Below are 8785 nucleotides of genomic sequence, written 5' to 3'. Positions count from 1 at the left end.
TGGCAACGGCAATGGCACCGGGGACGGCACGGAGGGCGCGTACAACGACACGGTCTTCGGCACGTACATGCACGGCCCGGTGCTGGCCCGCAATCCGCTGATCGCGGACCTGCTGCTGAAGCTGGCGCTCGACGTGAACGCGCTGCCGCCGACCGACGACCGGTGGTACGAGGCGCTGCGCAACGAGCGCATCGCGGCGGCCCAGCAGCCCGCCTGACGGCCTGCTAAACGGCCCGTCTGATGATGCATCCGCACAGGTGAGCGGGTACGTCCAGTAGGCGGACGCACGGTTCGGCCCCGCCCCTCCGTACCGCTAGGGTGGCGGGGAACCGAACCGGACAGCGCGGTCCGGACCCGTGCCACTTGAGAAGGTAATTCGGGCTATGCGCATTGGTGTCCTCACGTCCGGCGGTGACTGCCCCGGCCTGAACGCCGTCATCCGGTCCGTCGTGCACCGCGCCGTCGTCGACCACGGCGACGAGGTCATCGGCTTCCGGGACGGCTGGAAGGGCCTCCTGGAGTGCGACTACCTCAAGCTCGACCTCGACGCGGTGGGCGGCATCCTGGCCCGCGGCGGCACCATCCTCGGCTCCTCCCGGGTCCGTCCCGAGCATCTGCGGGACGGCGTGGAGCGGGCCCGCGGCCATGTCGAGGAACTCGGGCTCGACGCGATCATCCCGATCGGCGGCGAGGGCACGCTGAAGGCGGCCCGGCTGCTGTCCGACAACGGCCTGCCGATCGTGGGCGTGCCGAAGACCATCGACAACGACATCGCGGTCACGGACGTCACCTTCGGTTTCGACACGGCCGTCACCGTCGCCACCGAGGCCCTGGACCGGCTGAAGACCACCGCCGAGTCCCACCAGCGGGTGCTCATCGTGGAGGTCATGGGCCGTCACACCGGCTGGATCGCCCTGCACTCCGGCATGGCGGCCGGCGCGCACGCCGTCGTCGTCCCCGAGCGGCCCTTCGACATCGACGAGCTGACCGCGAAGGTCGGCGAGCGGTTCTCGGCGGGCAAGCGGTTCGCCATAGTGGTGGCCGCGGAGGGTGCCAAGCCCAAGGCGGGCACCATGGACTTCGACGAGGGCGGCAAGGACGTCTACGGCCACGAGCGCTTCGCCGGGATCGCGCGTCAGCTCTCCATCGAGCTGGAGGAGCGGCTCGGCAAGGAGGCCCGGCCGGTGATCCTCGGGCACGTCCAGCGCGGCGGGACGCCCACGGCGTACGACCGGGTGCTGGCGACGCGGTTCGGGTGGCACGCGGTGGAGGCCGTGCACCGCGGGGAGTTCGGGATGATGACGGCCCTGCGCGGGACGGACATCGCGATGGTGTCGCTGGCGGAGGCGGTGGAGACGCTGAAGACGGTGCCGGATGCGCGGTACGCGGAAGCGGAGTGTGTTTTGTGAGGTTGCGGTAGTCGGCCGGCTGCGGCCCGGTTGTGGTTGCTCGCGCAGTTCCCCGCGCCCCTTCGGGGCGCCTCGACGCCCCCGGTGACAGATGTCGCCGGGGGCGGTTCTAGTCTTGGTTCGGACAAGCAGCGCTCAACCCCCACGAAACAGGAGCCGGCGGATGGATCACAGCGGGCACGGCATGATGATGGATCTGCCGCCGTTCACGCTGGGGCGAGGTCTCGGCTGGTCGGCGGACCCCTTCTTCCTGATCGCCTGCCTGGTGGGCCTGGCGCTGTACGGCTGGGGTGTCGTCCGGCTGACGCGGCGCGGTGACAAGTGGCCGGTGGGGCGGACCGTCGGGTTCGTCACCGGTGTGCTGAGCATCGGGCTGATGATGTGCACCAGGCTGAACGACTACGGCATGGTCATGTTCAGCGTGCACATGGTGCAGCACATGGTGATCAGCATGGTCTCGCCGATCCTGCTGCTGCTCGGCGCCCCGATCACCCTGGCGCTGCGGGCGCTGCCCACGGCGGGCCGGGGCCGCAAGGGGCCGCGCGAACTGCTGCTGATGCTGCTGCACAGCCGGTACATGCGGATCGTCACGCACCCGGCGTTCACCATCCCGCTGTTCATCGCGAGCCTGTACGCGCTGTACTTCACCCCGCTCTTCGACTCCCTGATGGGCTCCAGGGTCGGGCACGTCGGGATGATGGTGCACTTCCTCGCCGTCGGCCTGGTCTTCTTCTGGCCGATCATGGGCGTGGACCCGGGCCCGCACCGGCCGGGCTACCTGATGCGGATGCTGGAGCTGTTCGCCGGCATGCCGTTCCACGCGTTCTTCGGCATCGCGCTGATGATGGCGTCGTCGCCCATGGTCGAGACGTTCAAGAACCCGCCCGCGTCGCTCGGCATCGACGCGCTCTCCGACCAGAACGCGGCGGGCGGCATCGCCTGGGCGTTCAGCGAGGTCCCGTCCGTCCTGGTGCTGCTCGCGCTGGTCGCGCAGTGGTACGCGTCGGACCAGCGGCAGGCGCGGCGCATCGACCGGGCCGCCGACCGCGACGGCGACAAGGAGCTGGAGGCGTACAACGCCTACCTGGCCTCGCTGAACGCCCGCAGCAGCTGACCGACGGCGCGGAAAAACCGGGCACATCTCGCTGGTCCGCACCGTGCGGCGCCCGAACGGGGCACCATGGAGGGCAACGGACCATGAGGAGGGTGTCGCGATGCCCGGTTCCACGGACGGTTCCACGAAGACGATGGGGGCGCTCACCATCGGAGGCCTGGTCGCGGTGACGGCCTACACGGTGGCGCTCGGCAGCAACGGCTGGCTGTGGTTCGGCTGGGTCGTGCTCGGCCTGATCACGGTCGGGATGGTCGCCACGCGCAGCACGTGAGCCGCGCCGGCCGCCCTCATTCGCGGCCGAGCCGTCCGGCCGAGTGGACGCCCGGCTGGTACTTGGGCAGCCGGGCGGTGATCTTCATTCCGGCGCCGACGGCGGTCTCGATGACGAGGCCGTGGTCGTCGCCGTAGACCTGGCGGAGCCGGTCGTCGACGTTGGACAGGCCGATGCCGCCCGACGGGCTGACCTCGCGCGCCAGGATGCTGCGCAGCAGGCCGGGGTCCATTCCGGCGCCGTCGTCCTCGATGACGACCAGGGCCTCCGCGCCCGCGTCCTGCGCCGTGATCTGGATGTGGCACTTGTCCGACTTGCCCTCCAGGCCGTGTTTGACGGCGTTCTCCACGAGGGGCTGGAGGCAGAGGAAGGGCAGGGCGACCGGCAGCACCTCGGGGGCGACCTGGAGGGTGACGGAGAGGCGGTCGCCGAAGCGGGCCCGCACGAGCGCGAGGTAGTGGTCGATGGCGTGCAGCTCGTCGGCGAGCGTGGTGAAGTCGCCGTGCCGGCGGAACGAGTAGCGGGTGAAGTCGGCGAACTCGAGCAGCAGCTCGCGGGCGCGCTCGGGGTCGGTGCGCACGAAGGAGGCGATCACCGCGAGCGAGTTGAAGATGAAGTGCGGGGAGATCTGGGCGCGCAGTGCCTTGATCTCGGCCTCGATGAGCCGGGTGCGGGACTGGTCGAGGTCGGCCAGCTCCAGCTGGACGGAGACCCAGCGGGCGACCTCGCCGGCCGCGCGGACCAGGACGGCGGACTCGCGGGGCGCGCAGGCGACGAGGGCGCCGTGCACCCGGTCGTCCACGGTGAGCGGGGCGACGACCGCCCAGCGCACCGTGCAGTCGGGGGTGTCGCAGGTGAGGGGGAAGGCCTCGCCGCGGCCGGTCTCCAGGGGGCCGGTGAGGCGTTCCATGATCTCGGCGCGGTGGTGGGCGCCGACGCCGTCCCAGACCAGGACCTCCTGGTGGTCCGCGAGGCACAGCGCGTCGGTGCCGAGCAGGGAGCGCAGTTTGCGGGCCGATTTGCGGGCGGTCTCCTCGGTGAGGCCGGCGCGCAGCGGCGGGGTGGCGAGGGAGGCGGTGTGCAGGGCCTGGAAGGTGGCGTGCTCGACCGGGGTGCCGAGGCCGCCGAGGTTCTGCGGCCGGGCGGTGCGGCGCCCCAGCCAGAAGCCGGCGGCCAGCAGGGGCAGCAGGGCGACGGCCAGACCGGCCAGGAATCCGCTCACGGAGCCGCTCACGGGGTGACCTCCTTGCGCAGTTCGTCCGCGAGCAGCTCCTCCGGCAGATGGAAGCGGGCCAGTATCGCCGCGGTCCCGGCCGGCACCCGGCCCGGGGTGGCCAGGGAGACCAGGACCATGGTGAGGAAGCCCAGCGGCACCGACCACAGGGCGGGCCAGGCCAGCAGCGCGTGCAGGGCGCCGCCGCCGCCCGGGAAGCCGCCCATCGTGGCGGCGACGGCGAGCAGGGCCGACCCGCCGCCGACCAGCATCCCGGCCGCCGCGCCGGGCGGGGTCAGCCGGCGCCACCAGATGCCGAGGACGAGCAGCGGGCAGAAAGAGGAGGCGGACACGGCGAAGGCGAGGCCGACGGCGTCGGCCACCGGCAGCCCGCCGACCAGGGCGCTCGCCGCCAGCGGCACGGCCATGGCGAGCAGGGTGCCGAGCCGGAAGTGCGGTACCGCGCGGGACGGCAGCACGTCCTGGGTGAGGACGCCCGCGACGGCCATGGTCAGCCCGGACGCCGTGGACAGGAACGCGGCGAAGGCGCCGCCCGCGACCAGGGCGCCGAGCAGCTCGCCGCCCACTCCCCCGATCATCCGGTCCGGCAGCAGCAGGACGGCGGCGTCGGCGGCGCCGGTGAGGGTCAGCTCAGGGGCGTAGAGGCGGCCGAGGGCGCCGTAGACGGGCGGCAGCAGGTAGAAGGCGCCGATCAGGCCGAGGACGGCGACGGTGGTGCGGCGGGCGGCGACGCCGGTCGGGCTGGTGTAGAAGCGGACCACGACGTGCGGCAGGCCCATGGTGCCGAGGAACGTGGCGAGGATCAGCCCGTAGGTGGCGTACAGCGGGCGTTCGGTGCGGCTCTCGGCCCGGGAGGGCGACAGGGCGTCGTCGGCGCCGCGTCCGGCGGCCGGCACCGGGGTGCCCGCCGCGAAGGTGAGGCGGGTGCCGGCCCCGATGCGGTGGGTGCCGGTGGGGAGCCGGACACGGGTGGCGTCGAGGGCGCGGCCGTCGACGGTGCCGTCGACGGTGACGGTGAGCGGCCGGTCGAGCTTGAGGGTGAGGGTGTCGGCGACCTTCACTGAGCGCTGCTCGCGGAAGGTGGCGGGCTCCTCGAAGGCACGGCCGGGGGCGCCGTCGCCCTGCCAGGCCAGGACCAGGAAGAGCGCGGGGACGAGCAGGGCGGTGAGCTTCAGCCAGTACTGGAAGGCCTGCACGAAGGTGATGCTGCGCATGCCGCCCGCGGCGACGATGGCGATGACGACGACGGCGACGATCACCCCGCCGAGCCAGTCGGGCGCGCCGGTCAGCACGGTCAGCGTCAGCCCGGCCCCCTGGAGCTGGGGCAGCAGGTACAGCCAGCCGACGCCGACGACGAAGGCGCCCGCGAGCCGCCGTACCGCCTGGGAGGTGAGCCGGGCCTCGGCGAAGTCGGGCAGGGTGTAGGCGCCGGAACGGCGCAGCGGGGCGGCGACGAACAGCAGCAGGACGAGGTAGCCGGCGGTGTAGCCGACCGGGTACCAGAGCATGTCGGAGCCCTGGACGAGGACGAGGCCGGCGATGCCGAGGAAGGACGCGGCGGAGAGGTACTCGCCGCTGATGGCGGCGGCGTTCAGGCGGGGGCCGACGGTGCGGGAGGCGACGTAGAAGTCGGAGGTGGTGCGGGAGATGCGCAGGCCGAACGCGCCGACCAGGACGGTGGCGACGACGACGAGGGCGACGGCGGGTATCGCGTAGTTCGGGTTCATCGGTGCGTCACGGCTCTTCTCGTCACCGGTCCTCGACGAGGCGGACGAAGTCGCGTTCGTTGCGCTCGGCGCGGCGCACGTACCAGCGGGCGAGGAGGACCAGCGGGGCGTACAGGCCGAAGCCGAGGACGGCCCATTCGAGGCGGCGGGCGGCGGGCATGACCGCGAAGAGCAGCGGCAGCGGGCCGACGAGCAGTCCGAGGACGGCGAAGGCGGTGAGCCCGGCGCGCAGCTGGCTGCGCATCAGGGAGCGGACGTAGGTGTGGCCGAGGGTGGTCTGCTCGTCGATCTCGGTGCGGGGGCGGTAGTAGCCGGGGGCCCGGCCGGCGCGCCTGGGCGGGCCGGTGACGGTGACGCGGCGTTCGGCGGGGTCCTGGGGCACGCTCACGGCCTCCGCATGAGCAGGTCCCGCAGCTCGCGGGCGTGGCGGCGGCTGACCTGGAGCTCCTCGGTGCCGACCAGGACGCTGACCGTGCCGGCGTCCAGGCGGAGTTCGCCGATGTGGCGCAGGGCGACCAGGTGGCGGCGGTGGATGCGGACGAAGCCGCGGGCCCGCCAGCGCTCCTCCAGGGTGGACAGGGGGATGCGGACGAGATGGCTGCCCTTGTCGGTGTGCAGGCGGGCGTAGTCGCCCTGGGCCTCGACGTGGGTGATGTCGTCGACGGCCACGAAGCGGGTGACGCCGCCGAGCTCGACGGGGAGGTGGTCGGGGTCCGGTTCGTGCACGGGTATGCGGGGTGCGGCGCCGGTGGTGCCGCGCTGTTCGACGACGCGGCGGACCGCCTCGGCCAGCCGTTCCGTGCGGACGGGTTTGAGGACGTAGTCGACGGCCTTGAGGTCGAAGGCCTGGACGGCGAAGTCCTCGTGCGCGGTGACGAACACGACCAGCGGCGGCCGGGCGAAGCCGGTCAGCAGCCGGGCCAGGTCCAGTCCGTCGAGGCCGGGCATCTGGATGTCGAGGAAGACGACGTCGATGGCCTCGGGGCCGTGCGGTCCGGACTCCAGGGCCCGGTTGATGCGGCGCAGCGCCTCGGTGGCGTCGCCGGCGCCCTCCACGCTCCCGATCCGGGGGTCGGCGTCCAGCAGGTAGAGCAGTTCCTCCAGCGAGGGGCGTTCGTCGTCGACGGCGAGGGCGCGCAGCATGAACGTGGAGTGTAGGTGGAATCCGGACGCCTGGACATGGCTGGCTACAGTGCGGGCATGAACAGCAGGCCCTCGCCCTTCGACGAGCTCGACCGGAAGATCGTCACCGCGCTGATGGCGAACGCCAGGACGTCCTTCGCGGAGATCGGCACGGGGATCGGGCTGTCCGCGACGGCGGTCAAGCGCCGGGTGGACCGGCTGCGGGAGACCGGCGTGATCACCGGGTTCACGGCGACCGTGCGGCCGTCCGCGCTGGGCTGGCGCACCGAGGCGTACGTCGAGGTGTACTGCGAGGGGGCGGCGCCGCCGAGGCGGCTGGCGGAGGTCGTGCGGGGCTATCCGGAGATCACGGCGGCGATGACGGTGACCGGCGGGGCGGACGCGCTGCTGCATGTGCGGGCGCGGGACGTGGAGCACTTCGAGGAGGTGCTGGAGCGGATCCGGGCGGAGCCGTTCATCCGCAAGACGATCAGTGTGATGGTGCTGTCGCACCTGCTGCCGGACAGTCCGGAGGCCGGGGCGAACCATCCGGCGCCCGAGGGCGCGGCAGACATGCGCTGACCTGGGCGCATCAGACGTGCGCCGCCGGGCCTGAGGACGCAGCGATCGTGCGCCGACACGCAGCTCTTCTCGCTTGTCGTTCGTCCCGCCCGCTTCCTACCGTGGTGTCATCCCGCAGTCACCATCAGTGAGGAAGCGGAGGAACCCCTCTGTGTCCGACTCCCGTGTGCCGCGCCGGCGGCGGTTTCTCGTCTGCGAACCCAGACACTTCGCCGTGCAGTACGCGATCAACCCGTGGATGTGTTCCGGGGAACCCGTCCACGTGGGCCGTGCGCTGACCCAGTGGCGCGCGCTGATCGACACCTATCGCGCCCACGGGCACACCGTGGACGCCGTGACGCCGGTCCCCGGGCTGCCCGACATGGTGTTCGCGGCCAACGCGGCCCTGGTCGTGGACGGCCGGGTCTTCGGCTCGCTGTTCCACGCGCCGGAGCGCCGGCCCGAGTCCGTGCCCTACGAGACGTGGTTCAAGGGCGCGGGCTTCGACGTCCATCTGCCCGAGGCGGTCTGCGAGGGCGAGGGCGACCTCGTGCCGGCGGGCCGCTGGATCCTGGCCGGCACCGGCTTCCGCACCACGCCGGAGGCGCACCGCGAGGTGCAGGAGTACTTCGGGCGGCCGGTGGTGTCGCTGACGCTGGTGGACCCGTACTTCTACCATCTGGACACGGCCCTGTTCGTCCTCGACGACGGCCACGACGGGGGTGACGGGAACATCGTCTACTACCCGGGGGCCTTCTCGCCGGGCAGCCGTGAGGTGCTGGAGCGGCTCTACCCGGACGCGGTGCTCGCCACCCGCGAGGACGCCATGGCGTTCGGGCTCAATTCCGTGTCCGACGGGCGGCACGTGTTCATCTCGCCCGGGGCGCGGGAACTCGCCGGACGGCTCGCGGGCCTCGGCTACGTCCCCGTCCCCGTCGACCTGTCCGAGTTCCACAAGGCCGGTGGCGGCATCAAGTGCTGCACCCAGGAGATCCGGGAGATCCGCTCATGACCGCACCCGCCCGCACCCGCGGCTCCGAGGAGCTGATCCGCGCGGAGGAGCCCGTCCTCGCCCACAACTACCATCCGCTGCCCGTGGTCGTGGCCCGCGCGGAGGGCGCCTGGGTGGAGGATGTGGAGGGCCGCCGCTATCTGGACATGCTGGCGGGCTACTCGGCGCTCAACTTCGGTCACCGCCACCCGGCGCTGATCGAGGCCGCGCACCGCCAGCTGGACCGGCTGACGCTGACCTCGCGCGCCGTCGACGCGACGCTGCGGCGCCTGCTGGGCGAGGAGGCCGTGGCGTCCGCGGAGATGGCGGAGGCGTCCGAGCTGGCGCTGCGGGCC

At 72.4% G+C, this 8785-nt stretch carries 10 protein-coding genes and 1 pseudogene; 7 read left to right on the top strand and 4 right to left on the bottom strand.

Features of this window, described 5'->3' with window-relative positions; genetic code table 11:
- The 4 genes and pseudogenes from GTW67_RS09075 to GTW67_RS36905 all read left to right on the top strand — a co-directional run.
- A pseudogene (locus tag GTW67_RS09075) lies at positions 1–217 on the top strand (glutamine amidotransferase); the annotation flags it as partial.
- A 166-nt stretch (positions 218–383) separates the two neighbouring features.
- Complete coding sequence (locus GTW67_RS09070) at positions 384–1409, top strand: 6-phosphofructokinase (protein ID WP_161164290.1); 1026 nt, start codon at positions 384–386, stop codon at positions 1407–1409.
- 163 nt (positions 1410–1572) lie between these two features.
- The gene (locus GTW67_RS09065; protein ID WP_161164289.1) at positions 1573–2523 is read left to right on the top strand and encodes a cytochrome c oxidase assembly protein; all 951 of its coding nucleotides are present in this window, start codon (positions 1573–1575) and stop codon (positions 2521–2523) included.
- A gap of 100 nt (positions 2524–2623) precedes the next feature.
- Positions 2624–2794, top strand: coding sequence for a hypothetical protein (locus tag GTW67_RS36905; RefSeq protein ID WP_202437005.1), 171 nt, complete (start codon positions 2624–2626; stop codon positions 2792–2794).
- A 16-nt stretch (positions 2795–2810) separates the two neighbouring features.
- Here the strand turns inward: GTW67_RS36905 and GTW67_RS09060 are convergent, their stop codons facing one another.
- The 4 genes from GTW67_RS09060 to GTW67_RS09045 are packed head-to-tail and all read right to left on the bottom strand — an operon-like array spanning position 2811 to position 6898.
- The gene (locus GTW67_RS09060; RefSeq protein WP_161164292.1) at positions 2811–4016 is read right to left on the bottom strand and encodes a histidine kinase; all 1206 of its coding nucleotides are present in this window, start codon (positions 4014–4016) and stop codon (positions 2811–2813) included.
- 8 nt (positions 4017–4024) lie between these two features.
- Positions 4025–5755: a sodium/solute symporter gene (locus GTW67_RS09055; protein WP_161164288.1), complete on the bottom strand. Its 1731-nt coding sequence runs from the start codon at positions 5753–5755 to the stop codon at positions 4025–4027.
- 22 nt (positions 5756–5777) lie between these two features.
- Complete coding sequence (locus GTW67_RS09050) at positions 5778–6137, bottom strand: hypothetical protein (protein WP_161164291.1); 360 nt, start codon at positions 6135–6137, stop codon at positions 5778–5780.
- A 2-nt stretch (positions 6138–6139) separates the two neighbouring features.
- Positions 6140–6898 (bottom strand): LytR/AlgR family response regulator transcription factor, encoded by a 759-nt coding sequence (locus GTW67_RS09045; protein WP_161164287.1) that lies wholly within the window; start codon positions 6896–6898, stop codon positions 6140–6142.
- Positions 6899–6955: 57 nt separating this feature from the next.
- Between GTW67_RS09045 and GTW67_RS09040 the strand changes: the two genes are divergently transcribed.
- The 3 genes from GTW67_RS09040 to GTW67_RS09030 form a co-directional block, all read left to right on the top strand.
- The gene (locus tag GTW67_RS09040; protein ID WP_161164286.1) at positions 6956–7459 is read left to right on the top strand and encodes an Lrp/AsnC family transcriptional regulator; all 504 of its coding nucleotides are present in this window, start codon (positions 6956–6958) and stop codon (positions 7457–7459) included.
- Positions 7460–7610: 151 nt separating this feature from the next.
- Positions 7611–8450 (top strand): dimethylargininase, encoded by an 840-nt coding sequence (ddaH, locus tag GTW67_RS09035; RefSeq protein WP_161164285.1) that lies wholly within the window; start codon positions 7611–7613, stop codon positions 8448–8450.
- The coding region (locus tag GTW67_RS09030; protein ID WP_237518749.1) for an aminotransferase class III-fold pyridoxal phosphate-dependent enzyme at positions 8447–8785 on the top strand (339 nt) is incomplete at its 3' end. The genes ddaH and GTW67_RS09030, both read left to right, overlap by 4 nt.

It is taken from the genome of Streptomyces sp. SID5910 (assembly GCF_009862125.1).
Lineage (GTDB): Bacteria > Actinomycetota > Actinomycetes > Streptomycetales > Streptomycetaceae > Streptomyces.
Note: the sequence above shows the minus strand (reverse complement) of the source record. Positions and strands in the feature narration are given on the sequence as shown.

Excerpts from the sequence above, each read along its gene's own strand:
- GTW67_RS09070 (WP_161164290.1), top strand. The coding sequence starts at position 384 with ATGCGCATTGGTGTCCTCACGTCCGGCGGTGACTGCCCCGGCCTGAAC.
- GTW67_RS09065 (WP_161164289.1), top strand. The coding sequence starts at position 1,573 with ATGGATCACAGCGGGCACGGCATGATGATGGATCTGCCGCCGTTCACG.
- GTW67_RS36905 (WP_202437005.1), top strand. The coding sequence starts at position 2,624 with ATGCCCGGTTCCACGGACGGTTCCACGAAGACGATGGGGGCGCTCACC.
- GTW67_RS09055 (WP_161164288.1), bottom strand. The coding sequence starts at position 5,755 with ATGAACCCGAACTACGCGATACCCGCCGTCGCCCTCGTCGTCGTCGCC.
- GTW67_RS09045 (WP_161164287.1), bottom strand. The coding sequence starts at position 6,898 with ATGCTGCGCGCCCTCGCCGTCGACGACGAACGCCCCTCGCTGGAGGAA.
- GTW67_RS09040 (WP_161164286.1), top strand. The coding sequence starts at position 6,956 with ATGAACAGCAGGCCCTCGCCCTTCGACGAGCTCGACCGGAAGATCGTC.